General features: G+C 61.5%; 20 protein-coding genes and 1 tRNA gene. 15 read left to right on the top strand and 6 right to left on the bottom strand.

Annotated elements, in window-relative coordinates:
* The first annotated feature begins 235 nt into the window (after window positions 1-235).
* The gene (locus tag QP908_RS07155) at window positions 236-1600 is read left to right on the top strand and encodes a CitMHS family transporter (RefSeq protein WP_023025023.1); all 1365 of its coding nucleotides are present in this window, start codon (window positions 236-238) and stop codon (window positions 1598-1600) included.
* Between the two features lie 64 nt (window positions 1601-1664).
* On the opposite strand, the gene QP908_RS07150 is transcribed toward QP908_RS07155, so the two are convergent.
* Both QP908_RS07150 and QP908_RS07145 read right to left on the bottom strand, forming a co-directional pair.
* A tRNA-Pro gene (locus QP908_RS07150) sits at window positions 1665-1738 on the bottom strand.
* A gap of 67 nt (window positions 1739-1805) precedes the next feature.
* Entirely contained in the window at window positions 1806-2693 is an 888-nt protein-coding gene (locus tag QP908_RS07145) for a metallophosphoesterase (RefSeq protein WP_284771983.1), read from the bottom strand.
* A gap of 43 nt (window positions 2694-2736) precedes the next feature.
* On the opposite strand from QP908_RS07145, the gene QP908_RS07140 reads away from it, so the two are divergent.
* On the top strand, window positions 2737-3201 hold the full coding sequence (locus QP908_RS07140) for a GatB/YqeY domain-containing protein (RefSeq protein ID WP_023025025.1): 465 nt from the start codon (window positions 2737-2739) through the stop codon (window positions 3199-3201).
* Window positions 3202-3204: 3 nt separating this feature from the next.
* Here the strand turns inward: QP908_RS07140 and QP908_RS07135 are convergent, their stop codons facing one another.
* Window positions 3205-5676, bottom strand: coding sequence for a transglycosylase domain-containing protein (locus QP908_RS07135; protein ID WP_284771982.1), 2472 nt, complete (start codon window positions 5674-5676; stop codon window positions 3205-3207).
* Between the two features lie 145 nt (window positions 5677-5821).
* On the opposite strand from QP908_RS07135, the gene QP908_RS07130 reads away from it, so the two are divergent.
* The 4 genes from QP908_RS07130 (at window position 5822) to QP908_RS07115 (ending at window position 7708) form a co-directional block, all read left to right on the top strand.
* Window positions 5822-6145, top strand: coding sequence for a WhiB family transcriptional regulator (locus tag QP908_RS07130; protein WP_005276491.1), 324 nt, complete (start codon window positions 5822-5824; stop codon window positions 6143-6145).
* Window positions 6146-6235: 90 nt separating this feature from the next.
* On the top strand, window positions 6236-6394 hold the full coding sequence (gene sp36, locus QP908_RS07125; protein WP_126318073.1) for a Sp36 family protein: 159 nt from the start codon (window positions 6236-6238) through the stop codon (window positions 6392-6394).
* Complete coding sequence (locus QP908_RS07120) at window positions 6395-6853, top strand: RidA family protein (RefSeq protein ID WP_284771981.1); 459 nt, start codon at window positions 6395-6397, stop codon at window positions 6851-6853.
* A gap of 18 nt (window positions 6854-6871) precedes the next feature.
* Window positions 6872-7708: an MBL fold metallo-hydrolase gene (locus tag QP908_RS07115; protein ID WP_284771980.1), complete on the top strand. Its 837-nt coding sequence runs from the start codon at window positions 6872-6874 to the stop codon at window positions 7706-7708.
* Window positions 7709-7796: 88 nt separating this feature from the next.
* On the opposite strand, the gene glxR is transcribed toward QP908_RS07115, so the two are convergent.
* Window positions 7797-8480, bottom strand: coding sequence for a CRP-like cAMP-activated global transcriptional regulator GlxR (gene glxR / locus QP908_RS07110; protein ID WP_005276495.1), 684 nt, complete (start codon window positions 8478-8480; stop codon window positions 7797-7799).
* A 341-nt stretch (window positions 8481-8821) separates the two neighbouring features.
* Here glxR and nth point away from each other — a divergent pair, with 341 nt between their 5' ends.
* The 4 genes from nth (at window position 8822) to QP908_RS07090 (ending at window position 12033) form a co-directional block, all read left to right on the top strand.
* The gene (nth, locus tag QP908_RS07105; protein WP_239268938.1) at window positions 8822-9475 is read left to right on the top strand and encodes an endonuclease III; all 654 of its coding nucleotides are present in this window, start codon (window positions 8822-8824) and stop codon (window positions 9473-9475) included.
* Between the two features lie 4 nt (window positions 9476-9479).
* Window positions 9480-10076 carry a TlpA family protein disulfide reductase gene (locus QP908_RS07100; protein ID WP_284771979.1) on the top strand — a complete coding sequence of 199 codons (597 nt, stop codon included), beginning with the start codon at window positions 9480-9482 and terminating at the stop codon, window positions 10074-10076.
* Complete coding sequence (locus QP908_RS07095; protein ID WP_284771978.1) at window positions 10073-10774, top strand: NUDIX hydrolase; 702 nt, start codon at window positions 10073-10075, stop codon at window positions 10772-10774. Before QP908_RS07100 ends, QP908_RS07095 begins: the two co-directional genes overlap by 4 nt.
* A 62-nt stretch (window positions 10775-10836) precedes the next feature.
* The gene (locus tag QP908_RS07090) at window positions 10837-12033 is read left to right on the top strand and encodes a MarP family serine protease (protein ID WP_284771977.1); all 1197 of its coding nucleotides are present in this window, start codon (window positions 10837-10839) and stop codon (window positions 12031-12033) included.
* 54 nt (window positions 12034-12087) lie between these two features.
* Here QP908_RS07090 and QP908_RS07085 read toward each other — a convergent pair whose 3' ends face one another.
* On the bottom strand, window positions 12088-12996 hold the full coding sequence (locus QP908_RS07085; RefSeq protein WP_284771976.1) for an alpha/beta fold hydrolase: 909 nt from the start codon (window positions 12994-12996) through the stop codon (window positions 12088-12090).
* 78 nt (window positions 12997-13074) lie between these two features.
* Complete coding sequence (locus tag QP908_RS07080; protein ID WP_502868894.1) at window positions 13075-13578, bottom strand: phage holin family protein; 504 nt, start codon at window positions 13576-13578, stop codon at window positions 13075-13077.
* Window positions 13579-13704: 126 nt separating this feature from the next.
* On the opposite strand from QP908_RS07080, the gene QP908_RS07075 reads away from it, so the two are divergent.
* The 5 genes from QP908_RS07075 (at window position 13705) to QP908_RS07055 (ending at window position 18433) form a co-directional block, all read left to right on the top strand.
* Window positions 13705-14421, top strand: a complete 717-nt coding sequence (locus QP908_RS07075; RefSeq protein ID WP_284771975.1) for an oxidoreductase — start codon at window positions 13705-13707, stop codon at window positions 14419-14421.
* A gap of 350 nt (window positions 14422-14771) precedes the next feature.
* Entirely contained in the window at window positions 14772-15842 is a 1071-nt protein-coding gene (ssd, locus tag QP908_RS07070; RefSeq protein WP_284771974.1) for a septum site-determining protein Ssd, read from the top strand.
* Window positions 15839-17041, top strand: coding sequence for a TadA family conjugal transfer-associated ATPase (locus tag QP908_RS07065; protein ID WP_284771973.1), 1203 nt, complete (start codon window positions 15839-15841; stop codon window positions 17039-17041). The genes ssd and QP908_RS07065 overlap by 4 nt, the downstream gene beginning before the upstream one ends.
* Window positions 17034-17813, top strand: a complete 780-nt coding sequence (locus QP908_RS07060) for a type II secretion system F family protein (protein WP_284771972.1) — start codon at window positions 17034-17036, stop codon at window positions 17811-17813. Before QP908_RS07065 ends, QP908_RS07060 begins: the two co-directional genes overlap by 8 nt.
* Complete coding sequence (locus QP908_RS07055) at window positions 17810-18433, top strand: type II secretion system F family protein (RefSeq protein ID WP_502868893.1); 624 nt, start codon at window positions 17810-17812, stop codon at window positions 18431-18433. Before QP908_RS07060 ends, QP908_RS07055 begins: the two co-directional genes overlap by 4 nt.
* The last annotated feature ends 58 nt before the right edge of the window (window positions 18434-18491 follow it).

Here is an 18491-nt window from a genome sequence, read left to right as displayed (position 1 = left end):
TAGGCGAACGGCTTGCGCCGTTGTGAGTGATAGGGAATAGGGACGACGCGGTGCTGTAGGGGCGCCGCGTCGTTTCCCGTTTTACCCAAAGCTATATATCCACGGCGGTCTAGGGTGATATGTGCGGCTCACCGCAGGAATGTGCGCTACCACACAGCAGTGTTTAACATTAGCTATACGTCTATTGGCTAATGGCGTGCGCCAGGCGGGCGCCAGTGACTTTTAAAGGAGCGCAATGCAGACCTCCCTGGGACTGACCCTGATGGGACTGGCCATCATCTTTGTGACGGTGGGCATCCTCATCCGGGGCCGCGTTAATCCCATTATTCCCATGACCTTGGTGCCCGTCATCGGCGCTGTGATAGCCGGTTTCGGCGTAGAAGATATAGCGGATTTCTTCGGCGAAGGCTTAAGCTCTGTCATAAACGTCGTGGTGATGTTCATCTTCGCCATCATTTTCTTCGGCATTTTGCAAGATGTGGGACTTTTTACTCCGGTGATCCGCAGCCTCATTAAGGCGACCCGCGGCAATGTCATGGCCGTGACCATTGGCACGGCCGCCATCGGTATCGTGGCGCACCTCGATGGATCGGGTTCCACGACCTTTCTTATTACGATTCCCGCATTGCTGCCGCTGTACCGGGCGCTGCACATGTCCCGCTATGTGCTGATTACCATCGTGGCCCTAGCCGCTTCGGTGATGAATATGGTCCCGTGGGGCGGGCCACTGGGGCGTGCCGGTGCGGTGGTTGAGCAAGACCCCAACGATATCTGGCTGCACTTATTGCCCATCCAAGGTGTGGCAGTGGTCCTCATCTTCACCATTGCCGCCCTGTTGGGATGGCGCGAAAAGCGCCGTTTGGTCAAGCTGCAGGAAAGCGGCGAAATCAAGGGCTCTATCTCTGTGGACGTGAATTCCTTGGCGGATGATTTTTCCGCCAAGCAGGCCGAGGAACAGCAGAAACTCGGGTTCAGGTACAGGAAATCCCGGTGGGTGACCATCGCGAATATCGTCGTTGCTTTGGCCGTGCTTGCTGCCCTGCTTTCGGGCTTGCTGCCACCGGCGCCCGCGTTCCTTATTGCTACCACCATTGCCTTGGTGGTCAACTTCGACGGCGCGATGGAGCAGGGCGATGCCTTGCGGCGCCACGCCCCCAACGCTTTGTCCATGGCCGGAGTGATCATTGCGGCCGCGATGTTTTTGGGCGTGCTCAATGAGACCAAGATGCTAGAAGAAATCGCGCTGAGCCTGGTGAATATTCTGCCGGAAGGAGTGGCACCGTATCTGCACGTCATCGTGGGATTCTTTGGGGTTCCGCTAGACCTGTTGACCTCCACGGATGCGTATTACTTCTCGGTACTGCCCATTGTCCAAGGCACGGTGGAGTCCTTCGGCGTCAGCGGAATGGGCGCTGCGAGCGCCCTCATTATCGGCAACGTGGTGGGAACCTTCGTCTCCCCATTTTCGCCAGCGCTGTGGCTGGCGCTGGGACTGGCGGATGGTCAGATGGGCAAGTACCTCAAGATAGCCTTCCCCATCGCATGGATATTTTCCATTATCCTCGTCGCCATCGCATTCTTTACCGGGATGCTGGCCTAAGCGGGCCTGGAATCCAAGGGCCCTATAGGGATAGAAATAGCCCGCAGTTTCCTGCGGGCTATTGTCGGGATAACAGGATTTGAACCTGCGACCTCTTCGTCCCGAACGAAGCGCGCTACCAACCTGCGCCATATCCCGGTCACTGCTTAAAAGCAGTACTGAGATACTTTAACGCATGGTGAATGAGATCGACAAAACGGCAGGTCTAGTCCACCTCAGTGATCCTCAACAGGGTGGCTGAGGGGCGGCAGAATAAACGCACCGGGGCGAATTTGGACGTGCCCAAGCCATTGGAGACGTGCATCTTCATCGGGCCGAAATCGTGCAGGCCCTGTGCGCGCGGGCGGTCGATGCCGCAATTGGTCACGATGGCGCGCGAACCAGGAAGGCAAATTTGCCCACCGTGGGTATGGCCGGAAAGGGAGAGCTGGTAACCATCGGCGGCGAACTTTTCGAGCACGCGCGGCTCGGGGGCGTGGAGTAGGGCGAGCGAGAGATCGGCGTCCTCGTGGGGCGGGCCGGCGATTTCGGAGTAATCATCCAAGTCGTGGTGCGGATCGTCCACACCGGCCACGGCGAGGCGAACATTGCCCACCTTGAACTCGTGACGGGCCTGGTTGCCGTCGTACCAGCCGTGCTCCACAAAGGCCGCGCGCATGCCGCGCCAAGGAAGATCCACGTAGGAGGGCTCGCGCTTTTTGCCCAGCAGGTATTTGAAGGGGTTGACCGGGCGCGGCGCCCAATAATCATTGGTGCCGAACACGAAGACGCCGGGCCGGACGAGCAGCGGGCCGAGCGCGCGCAGGGTATCGGGCACGGCCTGCTTATCGGAGAGGTTGTCGCCGGTATTGACCACGAGGTCTGGCTCCAGCGCATCGAGGGCGGAGACCCAATCGATCTTCGTCTGCTGGCCCGGGATCATGTGCAGGTCAGAAATGTGCAGCAGGCGGAACTCTTCTTCGCCGCGCAGGGTGCCTTTGGGCAGGAGCGGAAGGGTAAATTCCTTGAGTTCGAATTTCGTGAGCTCGCTAAAGCCCCAAGCAGCAACACCTAGGCCGGCGGCGACGCCGCCAAGAATCCGTTGAAGTTTCACAGCTTCTACACTACCTGCCTTAAATGGACGTATATTGAAAGGCATGAGCGAGCTAAAAGATACTATTCGAGCAGATCTGAAAACGTCGATGAAGGCCAAGGAAAAGCAGCGCACCAGCGCCATTCGCGCGTTGCTGGCGGCAATCCAGGCCGAGGAAACCACTGGGTCCCGCCACGAGCTAGAGGATGAAGACATCCTCAAGGTCATCGCGCGCGAGATTAAAAAGCGTCGCGAGTCCGCAGAGGTCTATGAAGAAAATGGCCGCCCGGAATTGGCAGAGGCTGAGCTTGCCGATGTCCCCTTCTTCGAGGCCTACCAGCCGCGCCAGCTCGATGATGCGGAGCTTAAGGCCTTGGTAGAAGAAGCAATTGCTGAGGTAGAAAAGGAAAACGGCGAAGCACCCACCATGAAGCAGATGGGTGCGGTCATGAAGGTGGCCAACGCAAAGGCCGCCGGCCAGGCCGACGGCAAGCGCCTTTCCGCAGAGGTAAAGGGCCAGCTTAACTAATCTTTAGCGGCCGAGGAGATTGCGGATATCGTTGCGGAAGTTATCGATATCTTCTTGGCGGATTCCAAAGTCCTCTGGGCTGAGGTTCAATCCGCCGCCGTTATTTCCTCCCCAGTTGCTCACACCGGTAGTGTTCGCGCTGCCGGTGTTATTTTGTGCGCCGGTCGTATTCGCACTGCCCACGCCGCTGGAGGGGGATTGGGTGGCAGAGGTGCCATCGGAAAGCTGCAGGGTAATCTCGGCGCCGTCCTTCTTGCCATCCTTCCCGGTAATCGCGCGCACCACTCGGCCGTAGGGGACATCCCCGCCGACGACGCGGGAGGTTTTTACCACATAGCCCTTGGCTTCAAGGGTGCTGCGGGCCTGTGACTCGTTTTTGCCGCGCAAGCTATCGAGCAACTTATCCCCGGTGGTGCCGTCATCGTATTTCTTATTGTAATTGGGCAGACCGCTCTGAGTAGCCTGCGGTAGCTGCGATGCCATGGTGAAAAATGTCTGCGCGGGCTCTAAGCCACCAAAGAGGTTGCCAGCACCGGTGCACTGGCGCACGGGGGAGGTACACAGAGGCTGGGTATCGGTGCCGTCGTTATAAATATAAGGAGCGGCGGCGAGCCCGTCGTTGAATCCCAAAAATGCCGAGGACTGGTTGGACTCGGTGGTACCGGTCTTGGCGGCGATGGGGGAGCTAAAGCCAGCGGCCTGGGCGGCATCCTTAGCGGTGCCCTGCTTGGCATCTTCAGATAGCGCATTGGCCAGGGCGTGGGCGACATCCTGGTCTACCGCCTGCTCGCACGGGGTCTCTTTGAGGTAGACCTCGTTGCCGTTCTTATCTAGGACCTTGTCAATGGGATTGGGCTCGCACCACCGGCCATTGGAGGCAATCGTTGCGCCGACATTGGATAGTTCCAGCGGATTTACCGGATTGGGGCCCAGGGTAAAGGAACCGGAATTGGCGTCCTTCGTGCGCTGCGCGATGGAGGTGTCCTTATCAAAGGTGCCCTTTTCGTCGTAGGAGCGCAGGCCGAGGCGCACCGCCATATCCACGATGGGTGCCACGCCAACTTGCTCGGTGAGCTTGATAAACGGTGTATTGGGTGAGTGGGCCAAGGCCTCTTGCAGCGTCATCGTGGCCTTATAATTGCCCGCGTTTTCCACGCAGTAGCGGTTGGCGGGGCAGTTATCAGCGCCGCCATGGCCAAGGCCTTCGGCTTCATAGCGGGTGGGCACGTCCACCGTATTCTTAATGCCGTAGCCAGCCTCGAGGGCGGCCGCGGCGGTAAAGGCCTTAAAAACCGAGCCGGCGCCATTGCCCACCAAGGAGTTGGTCTGCGGCAGCAGGGTTTCATTATTGTCCTGGTCCAGCCCGTACGCACGGGACGAGACCATGGCCAAGACCTTGCGGTCTGACGTGCCCGGTTCGATAACGTCCATCACCTCAGCGACGCCCTGGGCATCCGGGTTGGTACGCGACTGCACCGCAGATAGCGCCGTATCCTGCACCTGCGGGTCCAGCGTGGTCTTTACGGTATATCCACCGTGGGCGAGCTGGTCTTGGTCTAGACCCTTTTGCTCAAGGTACTGCAGCACAAAGTCACAGAAAAAGCCGCGATCATCTGCGCCGATACAGCCATTGTCCAGGGTATTGGGCCGCTTGCCGACGCCCAATTCTTCCCCCTTATACTCATCCGCATCCGCCTGCTCGAGATAGCCATTATCCACCATGGATTGCAGCACGACGTTGCGGCGGTCAAGCACCTCTTCCTCATTGGTATAGGGGTTGAGGCGCTCCGAGGACTGCACCATGCCGGCCAGCATCGCCGCCTGCGGCACCGTGAGGTCCGCGGCGTGGCTATCAAAGTAGGTTCGCGCGGCGGCCTCTACGCCGTAGGCATGGTTACCAAAGGAGACTAGGTTGAGGTAATTTGTGAGAATTTCCGACTTGTCTAGTTCCTCATTCATCTGCGTTGCCATGCGCATTTCGCGCAGCTTGCGGGTGGCGGATTGCTCGGTCGCCGCGGCCCGTTCTTCATCGTTTTGCGCGGAGACGAGCAGGAGGTAGTTCTTGACGTACTGCTGGTCAATGGTGGACGCACCCTGAGATACCCCGCCGGAGGTCAGGTTGGTCCACAAGGCGCGGAAATTGCCTTGGAGATCAACGCCGCCGTGCTCGTAAAAGCGCTCGTCTTCAATGGAGACGATGGCGTTTTTCATCGCGTCCGAAATCTCGTCACCGTCTACGGGGTGGCGGCGTTGGCTATAGACATAGGCCATATCTTTGCCCGAGGCATCCTGCACCGTGGTAACACCAGGGATATTGCCCGCTGTTAGGTCTTGCAGGTCCGATTGCATGGTCTGGTTGGTGCGGGCGATCGCTACGCCGGAAATGCCCGCGAAGGGGGCAAGCGCGAGCGCGATGAGCGCGGCTACCAAGACCGTGGACAGGGCTATCTTGGACAAAGATTTGAAGACAGTCACGCCCAATACCCTACGTGGTATGCCTAGCAATGGGGAAGGTGACCTGCACCCCCTAAAGTGTGACCTCGTAGACAATCTTGCGTTCTAGTGAATAGACTCAGGCCTCGGTACATAGTATTCCGTCTGGGAAGGAGCACACTCACCCATGACCGTTCGAGTGAAGACTGCGGGAATGTCCAATACAGCCCGAAATCCCGAGCGTGGTGAGTGGGTCACTCAGGCAAAGTGCCGCAATGAGGACCCAGACGCATTATTCGTGCGCGGCGCTGAACAGCGCAAAGCCGCCGTCATTTGCCGCCACTGCCCCGTATTAACGGAATGCCGCGCAGACGCCCTTGATAACCGCGTGGAATTTGGCGTGTGGGGTGGGTTGACCGAGCGCCAGCGCCGCGCCCTCCTGCGCAAGAACCCCCACATCACAGACTGGGCCAATTACCTGGCTAAGGGTGGCGAACTCGTCGGCATTTAAGGCGGTCAGAGGCGTGACTGCCCGCGCAGCGGCGGCAGCGCTGCGCAATAGGGGCGGCATAAGTCGTATTAAATCGCTAGAATAAAACCCATGACTAAATGGGAATACGCAACCGCACCAGTACTGACCCACGCCACCAAGCAGATTCTTGACTCCTGGGGCGAAGATGGATGGGAATTGGTCTCCATCACCCCTGGCCCGAACCCAGAGAACGTGGTGGCCTACTTCAAGCGCGAGGTGGCAGAGTAAATGAGCTTTTCCGCTCGCTTGAAAGAATTAGGGGTGGAGCTGCCGGGCGTCGCTAAGCCGCTGGCTTCCTATGTGCCGGCGCTGCGCGTGGGCAACCAGGTATGGACCTCTGGCCAGCTTCCCTTAGTGGAAGGCTCCCTGCCGGTGACCGGCAAGGTTGGTGCTGAAGTCACCACGGAGCAGGCCCAGGAACAGGCTCGCACCGCCGTGCTCAACGCGTTGGCGGCTGTCGATGCGGAGATCGGGCTGGACAATATTTCCCGCGTGATCAAGATCGTTGGCTTCGTGGCTTCGGATCCCAGCTACGAAGAACAGCCCGCGGTGGTCAACGGGGCATCGGATTTCATCGGGGAGGTATTCGGCGAGGCTGGCACGCATGCGCGTTCTGCAGTCGGCGTAGCTGCCTTGCCAAAGAATGCCCCGGTGGAGATCGAATTGATCGTAGAGATCGCTGAGTGATCGGTTAGGCTGGTAGGCATGGAGCACCCCGCATACAGTCAATTGCGTCCCGTAAGCCAATCCGTTGGCGTAGTTCTTTGTGATAATCCCAGCTATACCGCCCTCGAGGGCACGAATACCTGGATTATCAGTGCCTCTGAAGACTCTCGGTCGATCGTCGTAGACCCGGGGCCGGAAGATGAAGGCCACCTCAACGTTGTGCATCGCCATGCCGGTGAGGTGGCTTTAATTCTGCTTACCCACCGCCACGATGACCACGCTTCGGGCGCGCAACGGCTTCGGCAGATGACCGGCGCGCCCATCCGCGCCTTCGATCCCAGCTATTGCAATGGCGCGGAGGCGTTGCAGAATGGTGAAATTCTGACTTTGGAAGGCATCACCCCGCAACTGGAGGTCCTGCACACGCCGGGCCACACCGCGGATTCCACGTCCTTTTTCGTGTGGAGCGGTGAGGTAGAACATTCCCGGCTAGAAGGCATTATCACCGGCGATACCATCGCGGGGCGCCACACCGTTTTGCTCTCAGAAACGGACGGCGATTTGGCCGATTACCTGCATACCCTGGATGTGCTGGAATCTCGCGGCAAGGATGTTCCGCTCTTCCCGGGCCACGGGCCGGATTTGGAGGATACCTCGCAGGTGGCGCGCAAGTACATTGACCGCCGCCACTACCGCCTCGACCAGATCCGGGAAATTCGCTCCCGGCTGGGCGATGACGTGGACCTGACCACCTTGGTCAATGAAATGTATGACGATGTGGATCCGGTGCTGCGCCATGCCGCAGAGCAGTCCACGCGCACCGCGTTGAAGTACCTCGACGGTACCGGTACCGATGGTACCGGTACCGAAAACTAACGCGCTGCGCGGCAGGCAGCCGGCTTAAAACGTTTATTCCCTCCACCCCTAGTGCTTATGCACGGGGGACGGAGGGAATTGTTTGGTTTTAGCGCGCTCGGCGGGCGAGGTGCTCGGTATCGACGATGAGCACGGACTTGCCCTCGAGGCGAATCCAGCCGCGGTGGGCGAAGGTGGCTAGGGCCTTGTTGACGGTCTCGCGGGAAGCGCCCACCAACTGGGCAATCTCTTCCTGGGTGAGATCGTGGTTGACGCGCAGCGCGCTGCCTTCCTGGACGCCGAAGCGGTTAGCCAGCTGCAGCAGGGTCTTGGCAACGCGGCCGGGCACATCGGTGAAGATGAGGTCCGCCAAGTTGGCGTTGGTGCGGCGCAGGCGGCGGGCCAGCACGCGCAGCAGCTGCTGGGCGATGGCGGGGTGATCGCTGACCCACTTATCCAGCAGCTCGGAGTTCATGGTGGCGGCTTGGACCTCGGTCACGCAGACGGCAGACGAGGTGCGAGGGCCCGGATCGAAGATGGAGAGCTCACCGAACATATCGGAGGGGCCCATCACGGTCAGGAGGTTTTCGCGTCCATCCGGGGCGTGGCGGGCCAGCTTAATCTTGCCGGAGGTGATGATATACAAACGGTCACCGGGCTCGCCTTCATCGAAGATGGTGGTACCGCGCGGGAAGCGCACTGTCTCCATCTGCTCGAGAAGATTCTGCACTGCTACGGGATCAACGCCTTGGAAGATTCCGGCGCGGGAGAGGGTGTCCTGTACGCCTTCCACGTTTTACTCCTTGGATGTCGACTGCGAAAAGTCACTAAAGTGCTTGGGCCACATCCTTTTGCGGGCTCCAGGGAGGCACGCTAATGCGGAACAAGCGGGGTCAATTTTTAGCGTACCCCATTTTACAGTGCAGTTAGTCACTTTTGGGCACTGTCCCCATAATGGTCACACGACAGAAATGGGTTCACTTACGCCCCTAGCGTTACAGCCAGCGGGTTTCCGGCTAATCGGCGAAGACAACTGCTTCCAATTTTTCCATGAGGAGGGCGAAAAGGGCGATGCCAAGCGGTACAAAAATAACAAGTGAAATCATGTATTCCTATCCTACTAAGCTTGGCGGCATGAGTTCATCACTGTCGGCCACCGCGGCCCCGAGTAAGAGAGCGCCCATCATTAACGAGCGATTGGCAAGCGAACACCCCGATGCGCGGTGCGAGCTCGATTTCGATTCTCCCCTCCAGCTTTTGGTGGCCACGGTGCTTTCCGCGCAGTGCACGGATGCGCGCGTGAACTCGGTAACCCCTGAGCTGTTTCGCGCCTATCCCACCGCGGCCGATTTTGCGGCAGCCAGCCGGGAGGATCTGGAGGCGATCCTGCGGCCGCTGGGGTTTCAGCGGGCGAAGGCGGGGCATCTCATGGGTATCGGCGAGCGCCTAGTTTCTGAGTTCGATGGCGAGGTGCCACAGACCGTAAAGGAACTGACCTCCCTGCCTGGGGTGGGCCGCAAGACGGCGCTGGTGGTGCTGGGCGATGCCTTCGGGGTACCGGGCCTTACCGTGGATACACACTTTAGCCGCCTGATGCAGCGCCTGGAGCTGACGGGGGAGAAGACGCCGGTGAAGATAGAAAGGGACATCGCCAAGCTCATTGCAGAGGAACAGTGGACGATGTTTTCCCACCGCGTCATTTTTCACGGCCGGCGGATCTGCCATGCCCGGAACCCGGAGTGTGGGAATTGTGTGGTGCGGGATCTGTGCCCGGCTGCATTAAGCTAGCGGTATGAAAAAATACGTCTTCGGCACCGTCATTGCGGCCATTGTCATCGCAGCCCTCGTGGTGGTGGGGGTCATGCAGCTGCGTGGGGATGACAACAGCACGGGCGATTCGGCGCAGGCCCCTGGCGCGGGATCGGAATCGGGCTCGGCGGGTGACCAGGACGTGGCCGAACGCCCAGATTGCCCCGCAGGGCCCATCGCCGGAGTGGATCTGGAATGCTTGGGCGGCGATGATGCACGCGAAGGGGACAAGGCGGATGAAGGCATTACCATCGCCAATGTGTGGGCGTGGTGGTGCGAGCCGTGCCGCGCGGAATTGCCCCACCTGGACGAGGTGGCAAAGTCCCACCCTGACTGGAAGGTCGTTGGGGTGCACGCGGATAAAAACGCCGCCAACGGGGCCGCGTTCCTCAATGACGTGGGGGTAGACCTGCCGAGCTTCCAGGATCCGGATAATAGCTTCGCGGGCACGCTGGGCCTGCCGGGCGTGGTTCCCGTGACCGTGATTCTCCGCGATGGGGAAGTGGTTAAGCAGGCAGCCCAGCCGTTTACCTCTGCGGGCGAGATCGAAAAAACGGTTGAGGAGGCGCTCGCCGGATGAGTGAATTATGGCCCGAGTACGCACCCGAGTGGATAAAACCCGCGCTGGGCGTCGATACGAGTCAGGTGCAAGAGCTCATTGGTAAACGGCAGGCATCGCAGCTCAATGGCTCGGAGGAAGAAGTGCCGATCAAGCGAGAAGCCGCTGTGCTGATGCTGCTGAGCGGGAACAGTGTGGAGGATGGCGAAATTTTGCTTACGCACCGCTCGCCGTCCCTGCGCTCGCATTCCGGTCAGATTGCCTTTCCTGGCGGTCGGCGGGATCCGGGCGATACCTCGCTGGTAGACACCGCGCTGCGGGAGGCATGGGAGGAAACCGACCTGCAGCGCCACACGGTCACGCCCTTAGAACAGTGGGAACAGCTGCACATTCGCGCCACTGGAAATCCGGTAAGCCCGATTTTGGCCCACTGGAAGCAGCCGGGCGAGGTCTATCCCGCAAGCCCGGCGGAGACCGACGATGTGTTTTTCGTTCCGATTAAGGAGCTCATTGATCCCCGCAACCGCCTGCTGGTGGGCTTCAAGCAGTGGCAAGGGCCGGCGTTTTATGCCAATGACTACGTGATTTGGGGCTTTACTGCCGGGGTGCTGGCAGCGTTATTGGATCATTCTGGGTGGAGCGTACCGTGGGATAACAATTCGGTCATAGACCTGCGTGACACCCTCAAAAAGTCCCGCAATAATGAGAAGATGTCCTAATTGCCCGCGCGCTTAAGGCGTCGGGGGACGCACGAGATTTCGATGAAGAAAGAACCAAATCCATGACTGCTGCGCTCATTGTTGACGGCTTGATCGTGCTTGCCGTATTAGCAGCACTGCTCAGTGGTTGGCGCAATGGCGCGCTCGCCGCGGTGCTCTCTGCCATCGGCGTGGGCGCGGGCCTTGTGGTGGGCATCGCCGTAGCGCCTAGCGTATTGCGCAAGGTAGACGAGCCTTCGCTGCGCCTGCTCCTGCTCGTTGGCATCCTGGTTTTGCTGGTGGGCATTGGGCAAATCATCGGTTCCTCCCTGGGCACCAGCGTGCGCGATCGCATGAAGGCGCGCAGCACCCAGCGGATAGATTCGTTATTCGGCGCGGTTTTTCAGTCCTTCATCGCGCTCATTGTCATCTGGATGATTTCCATTCCCGTGGCCACCAATTTGGGCGGATCCGCGGGGCAGGGGCTGCGCGATTCCCGCATCCTGAGCAACCTCAACGCGGCCGCACCGACGCGCCTGGCTTCCCTTCCCAATGGCGTGGCGGCGTTGCTCAATGAATCGGGGCTTCCGCCCTTGGTCTCGCCGTGGGAAAATTCCATCAGCGGCAAGGACGTTGAGGACCCCGCCCCAGACGTGCAGGATCCGGAGCTGGTGCGCAGCATCCGCCCGTCCATCATTCATGTGCTTGGCGATGCCGAAGAATGCTCCCGCCGCCTCATGGGTTCCGGTTTTGTGGTGGATAATGACTACGTGGTCACCAATGCGCACGTAGTGGCCGGCACCCAAACGGTGAGGTTGGATACGAAGCTCGGGCTGAAAGACGCCACGGTGGTCTACTACAACCCAGAGGTCGACATCGCCGTCTTGCACGCGCCGGATTTGGGCATCCAACCCCTGCCGTGGGCGCAGCAGCCGGCCCAGACCGGCGACGATGCCATGGTCATGGGCTTCCCACACTCCGGCCCCTTTAATGCGGAAATGGCACGCGTGCGCGATCGCATCACCATCGCCGGGCCAGATATCTACTCCCAAGGCCGGGTAGAGCGCGATTCCTATACGGTGCGCGGCAATATCCAACAGGGCAACTCTGGCGGCCCCTTGGTCAATACCGCGGGTGAGGTCTTGGGCGTTATCTTCGGTGCCTCAGTGGATGATTCTGAGACCGGATACGCGCTGACCGCAGACGAGGTCATCGGCCACATTGGGGATGTCACCCAATTGAAGCGCCCGGTAGAAACGGGCGAGTGCGTGGCGCACTAGCTTTCGTACTAGATCCGCGTAGGGCTATCCGCCCTACGCGCCCCATGCGCCGCCCTACGCACCCAGCCACCGGCGCAGCTCGTCGACGAACCGTTCGGGGGCCTCGAGGAAGGGCAGGTTCTTGGCACCTGGAATCGAGGTGGCACTAAATCCGGCGCGGGCGCGGAGGGCGGCTCGCTGGATGACGGGGTTCCACAAGCGCTGCTGGGCGTGGATGAAAAGGACGGGGCGTTTTACGGCTAATTCGGACCAGTTCAAGGGCACCACGGCGGTGCGCATCCGATGATTCCACAGGATGCCGCGGCGCACCTTGCCAATCTGGGAGGCGCGCAGGCGCAGGGCAAGGATGGACTCTAAGGTGGCATCGGCAAGCGCGGGCCCCGTATCCAGGCTGAGCTCCTTGCGGTAGGCCCGGGGACTGAGCAGCAAGGTATTCGCGCGGGTGACCTTTGGCAGGTGGCAGAGGAGGGAACGCAGGATTATCCACCCAAAGTCCCAGGGGCGGGCGGCGATGGCGCGGCGGATATCCACGGGGTGCGCGGCCGAGACGGAGACTAGGCCGCGGACGCGGTTGGGGCGCTCGGCGGCCAGGCACCACGCCACCGCGCCACCGGTATCGGCGCCGACGATATAGGCATCATCGTGGCCCAATGCCTGGATGAGGCCATCCAGATCCCCGACCAAGGTGCGGATATCCTGGCCGGGATCGATGGGCGGCTTATCGGACATGCCAAAGCCGCGCATATCCACCGCGGCAACGTGGTACCCGCACTGGGCGAGGGGCCCGATGACCTCCTGAAAATCGAACCAGCCGCCAAAAGCGCCGTGAATAAAAACGACGAGGGGATCGGCGCTATCGCCCGCTATGGCCACGTGCAGGCGGATGCCCCGGGTGTGGACAAACTCGTGCGCAAAGGGTCCTTCCAGCTCAACCGTGGAGGGGGGAAGTGGTGCTAAGGCCATGGAGGGCAAGGCGCCTTTCTATGTGTACAGAAAATCCGCCCCAGGAAAGGCTGAGGCGGATCTAATGGTGCGTGCGGTTTAGGTGTACAGGCCGTGAGTGTCCTTGCGGTCCAGCGACTTCTGCGCCTTGCCCGGAATCAGGTTCTTGAGTTCCTTGGTGGAATCTATGGTCTTTTGCGGTGCCTTGACCTTCTTGACGTTCTTGACGCCGAGCAGGGCAAGGGCACCGGCCGCGACGATCATCACGAGGAAGACGATCAGGAAGGCAGCCCAGCGGTCCAGCCAGAGGGCGAGGAGCTCAGCGAGGAAGAAGAAAAAGAAGAAGGAGCTGTACAGCGCGATGGTGCCGGCTGCGCCGAAGAAGCCGGCGCCGATGCCGCCCTTCTTGGCGGACTCCGCCAGCTCCGTCTTGGCGAGCTCTACTTCAGAGCGCACGAGCTGGGACATCTGCTCGGTGGCATTGGAGACCAACTTGCCGATGGAGGTTTCGGAGGACGATGCATCAGCATCGCTCAAAGGAATCGAATTAACCTTTGGTGCGAATTGATCGGTGCCGTCAGTAAATAATCCATCGTTGCTCACGATTAATTCTCCTCGTTTTCATCTAAACCTTGTAACGGCCCCAATGATAATAGATACAGCGCGGTTTTATGGTGCCGCGCCAACGATAGGGGGCCTTCGGGGCTCGGGGCGTCTAGGGCTATCCTAATGTATATGCCAGAAAATGACGCGTTATCCCCGCTATTTCGCCTCCCGGGGGTGAAAGAAGGTGCGGAAAAGGCCGCGGCTGCCATCGCGCGCGCCCACCGCAGGCCCGCCGGGCTGCGCAGGTATGAGGTCATCTCCGCGGAGTCCTTGATGCGCGGGGCGCGCGCCAGCGTGGCCTTGGATGGGCATTCCATCCCCCCGCATCCTAGCCCGGGTGATGTGGAAAGCGGGCCGCTCGCCGGCGCGGTCAGCGCGTATTCCGTGGTAGCACCTGAGGTGGTAGATTCCACCGTCCGCTCCTTTGCCCGCGCGCCGCTGCAAGTGCTCGCGCGCATCGACGTTGCGGCCGGCGGCAACGGGATCCCCAGCGGCGATAGCGCGCGCTTGCAGGGCCTGGCACGCCTGATTGCGCAGGGCAGCGGCCCCGCATTCCGCGATCTTTTGCCGAGCGTCGTGCATGCCGAAATCGCGGCCGGTGAATTCTTTGGCCCGCGCAGCGGCGTGGTGGCGCGGGTTGCGGCCCGCCTGGCCGCCATACACACCGGCTTTGATCCTCGCGGGTTCGCCGTTCCAGAGGTGTATTTCCACCGCCATTCCACGGCCTACCACGAGTGCCGCGCGAACTACCGCGACAAGCCTGCTGAGGTGGTGCTTTTTCACCTTTCCGCCTGGGAGGTAGGTGGCAAAGAGGCTGATGCCATCGCCCGCGCCGCTTAACCGTACGCCCGTCCCCGGTGGGCAGTGAACATCCATTCGGTGCAGGTCAGGGCCGTGCAGGTAGATAGTTTTTCTTAGCTGTTGTGATCGGGTAATGAACGTGTCATAATAAGCGGTGCAAGGCCCCGATATACAGTGTGGCCTGCCCCGGCTCGCCCCCCGAGGCCGGGTTACTGACGGCCCGCGCGCACCCCCCGATGCGCGGGTCGTCACCTATATCTACGGTTATCCACAAGGCTTAGTTGAAAATGCAACTAACTGAGCGCTAGGTGGTGCCTTTCGCGCATTTATCCACAGACGGGAAGTTCCATCCCTAGTGTAGGTGGAGCGGGTGCTTCAGGCTAGGGGGCATGAATACAGCACAGTCTCGCTCCACCATCGTCGTTGCCATAGGCGAGGAAGCCTTGCGCGCCGAGGCGGTTCATGCCGCTGCGGCGACCAGCCACGAGGTCATTGCGGTCGCCGATCCTCGCGATATTCCGCGCAGCCTCGCCGGGGCTTATACGGTCTTGGTCGATGCGCTCATGGCGCGCGTCCTCGCCTCGGCCCAAGCCGCACAGATCGCGCCCGCCCCGGTGCTTTTCCTCGCCGCGGACCCGGGGCCCATCGATTATGAGGCGGCACTTGCCTGCCATGCGGACCGCGCCTTTATTATCCCCGCGGAGATTAAAGACCTGCTGGCGGCAATCGCCCAAGCCGCGCACCCACCGGAAGACCACCTCGGTAGCGCCACCATCGCGGTGGTGGGCGCCAGCGGCGGGGTGGGTGCCTCTACCTTTGCCGCAGCCCTGGCGCGTTCCCACTGCGCGGCGGGTGAGCAGGCGCGGGCGCTGCTTGTCGATGCCACCGCGCACTCCGGCGGCCTCGATCTCCTCCTCGGCGTGGAGACCTTGCCAGGCGCCCGCTGGCCGGAGCTCAATATTGGCGATGGCAGCATCGATGCTGCTGATCTGTACCGCGCTTTGCCGTCTACCGCCGATGGCATAGCGGTGCTATCGGCAGCGCGCAGTACAGTGAAAGACACCTTCACGCTAGATGCCACGCTCTTGGCGGCGGTGACGTCTGCGGCGCACGCGGGCGAGGGCCTGTGGGTGGTGGATTGCACGGCCGAAAATATCCCTGCTTCCTGCACACACGTGGTGCTGGTGGTGGCAGCGGAGGTGCGCTCGGCAGCGGCGGCCGCACAACTCATCCTGCGCCTGGATGAGACGCGACGCGACATCGTGGTGGTCCTGCGCCAACGGCAGTGGGCGGCGCTCAGCGCGCCAGAGGTAGAAGACATCATCCACCACCGAGTTAGCGCCCAATTGCCCACCGTGCGCGGGCTCACCCGCAGCATCGAGATCGGTGGGCTACCGGCCCGGCTTCCCGCAGCACTTGCCAAAACCGCCCGTGTGGTGCGCGAGGAGGTAGGGGTATGAGCGCGGCGATGGATAGCTCGGCCGAAAACATGGAAAAGACCATGGAGAAGATGCAGCGCGTCATTGCCGCCGAGCCGGATCTGGTGCACGACGCCTCTAGCCTGGCGCGGCGGATCCGGGAGGAAGCAGGGGTTATCAGTGACGTCGCCGTAGTGGATCTGCTCCGGCGCCTGCGCCAGGATGCCACCGGCATGGGGCCACTGGATGCCTTATTGGCCCGGCAGGGCGTCACCGATGTCGTGGTCAACGGGCCCGAAGACGTCTTTATGGACCGCGGTGAAGGATTAGAGCGCAGCGATATCACCTTTCGTAACGATGGGGAGGTGCGACAGCTCGCCTCCCGCCTGGCCGCGGCCTCGGGCACGCGGCTTGATGATGCCCAGCCTTTTGCCGATGGCCGCGTCACGCGCCCCGATGGCGTCGTGCTCCGCGTGCATGCCCTTTTAAGCCCACCCGCAGTGGGCGGGACGTGCATTAGCCTGCGCGTATTGCGGCAGGCGCAGACCACCCTGCCGCAGTTGGTGGCCAATGGCACCGTGCCGGAGGACATCGGCCAGCTGCTTGCCGCGATGGTGGATAAGCGAGTGTCCTTCCTCGTTATCGGCGGTACCGGCTCCGGCAAGACGACGCTGCTCTCGGCGCTATTGGGAACCGTATCCGAGCGCGAGCGCATCGTGGTCATCGAAGACACGGCGGAGCTATCACCCCACCACCCGCATTGCGTGAGCATCGTCTCGCGCCGGGCAAACGCGGAAGGCAGCGGCGAAATCACGATGGCGCAATTGCTGCGGCAGGCGCTGCGCATGCGCCCGGACCGCATCGTCGTCGGCGAGATTCGCGGTCCAGAGGTAGTCGATCTGCTCGCCGCACTGAATACCGGCCACGATGGCGGCGCGGGTACCTTGCACGCCAATTCCCTCTTTGAGGTACCCGCCCGCATGGAGGCCCTCGGCGCGCTCGGCGGCCTGGACCGCAGCGCCCTGCACTCGCAATTGGCGGCCGCCGTCAGCGTGGTCCTCACCATGGAGCGCACGCCGCACGGCCGGCGCTTGGCCCATATCGGCGTCTTAGAAGGCAATCCGGTCACCCCGCGCATTGTCTGGAGCGCGACCGAGGGGCCCGCGCCTGGCTTTGCGGAATTCTCTGCTTCGCTGCTGGATGACCCGCACGAAGAAGAAGGAGGTCAGGCGGATGCTTAGTTTCTTACTTCTCGCCGCAGCCCTCTTGCTGTCTGCGCCCTCGAGCGCGGCCCGCATCGCCGGAAAGGACGGCCGTATAAAGGCCAGCTCCTTGGTCATCTTGGGGGCCGTATTCTGTGGCAGCTTGGTTTTCTTCTCGGTCGGCCGGATAAGCATTGCGGTCGCGGCAGCGATCATCGCCTGGTGCGTGTCGTGGTATATCAAGGACGTCATGGCCGCCCGCACGCGCCGGCGCGGCCGCGAGGCCCTGGCCGGATACTTCGGGGTCGTCACCGCTGACCTGCGCGCCGGGGCAACCCTGGCAAGTGCGCTAACGCGCGGGGCGGAGTCCCTTCCCTCGACGACGCCGCGGGATATGAGCGCGGCCTTAGAATCCACCGCTACGGCGGCGGCGCGCGGTGCGCCCCCACACGTGGCGCTCTCTGGCACCCATGCGGATGCAGAACTAACCCGGCTGGGCCACCTGCTCGAATTATCCACCCAGCACGGCATCGCGGTGGCCAGCCTCTTTGAGCAGGCCCAAAGCCGGATGGATGCGCTGCGCCGCCACCACCAATCCACCGCGGCCGGGTTGCAGGGACCCCAAGCAACGGCCACGGTCTTGGCCTGCCTTCCCATCGCGGGCATCGCCATGGGCGGGGCGATGGGGGCCAATTCGCTGGGCTTTTTGCTCGGCGGGGGATTAGGCGGAATCCTGCTGGTCATCGGGGTGGGGCTTGCCTGCGGCGGCTTTGCCTGGTCCCGCGTCATCATCAGGAAGGCGGCACCGTGATGGCCTTTATCTGCTTAGCGCTGGCCGTGCTGGTTGGGCTGCCGGCCACCACGGGGCGGCTGGGACCGGCTACGGTACAAAACTCAGCGCAGCACACGGCGAAGACCCCGCGCGCCGGCCCGACGAAGCGCGATGGCGCGACAGTGCGCGGGGGATTGATGAGCAAACTCCAGCCCTCTACCACCGTGGATCCACTCCTTGTGGCCGGGGATATCGAACTTTTTGCAGCTTGCCTGAGTGCGGGCCTGACGGTGCACGCCGCTGCTACGGCGGTCGCGCGCACGGCAGCGGCCGATACCCAGCACCTGTGGGAGACGGTATCCGCGCTCCTAGGAGTTGGCGTGCCCACGGAATCTGCATGGGACCACATGAAGGGCCATGCGGGACTAGAGGACGTGGCGGGGCTTGTCATCTTATCGGGCCAGTCCGGCGCCACCATAGCCGCCGGATGCACGCGAATCTGTACTTCTTTGCGCGCCGAAGCATCTGCTCACGCTACGGCTAAAGCAGAGCGCGCAGGAGTATTCATTGCCCTCCCGCTGGCAGTGTGCTTCCTGCCAGCATTCATCGTTCTTGGCCTCGCGCCCGTAGTAATCAGCTTGGGCGCGCAGCTTTTCTAGATGCACCATTGTTCACTTCTACTCAACCACTCAACCACCACACCTTTTAAGAAAGGAC

The organism is Corynebacterium sp. MSK204 (genome assembly GCF_030229885.1).
Lineage (GTDB): Bacteria > Actinomycetota > Actinomycetes > Mycobacteriales > Mycobacteriaceae > Corynebacterium.
Note: the sequence above shows the minus strand (reverse complement) of the source record. Positions and strands in the feature narration are given on the sequence as shown.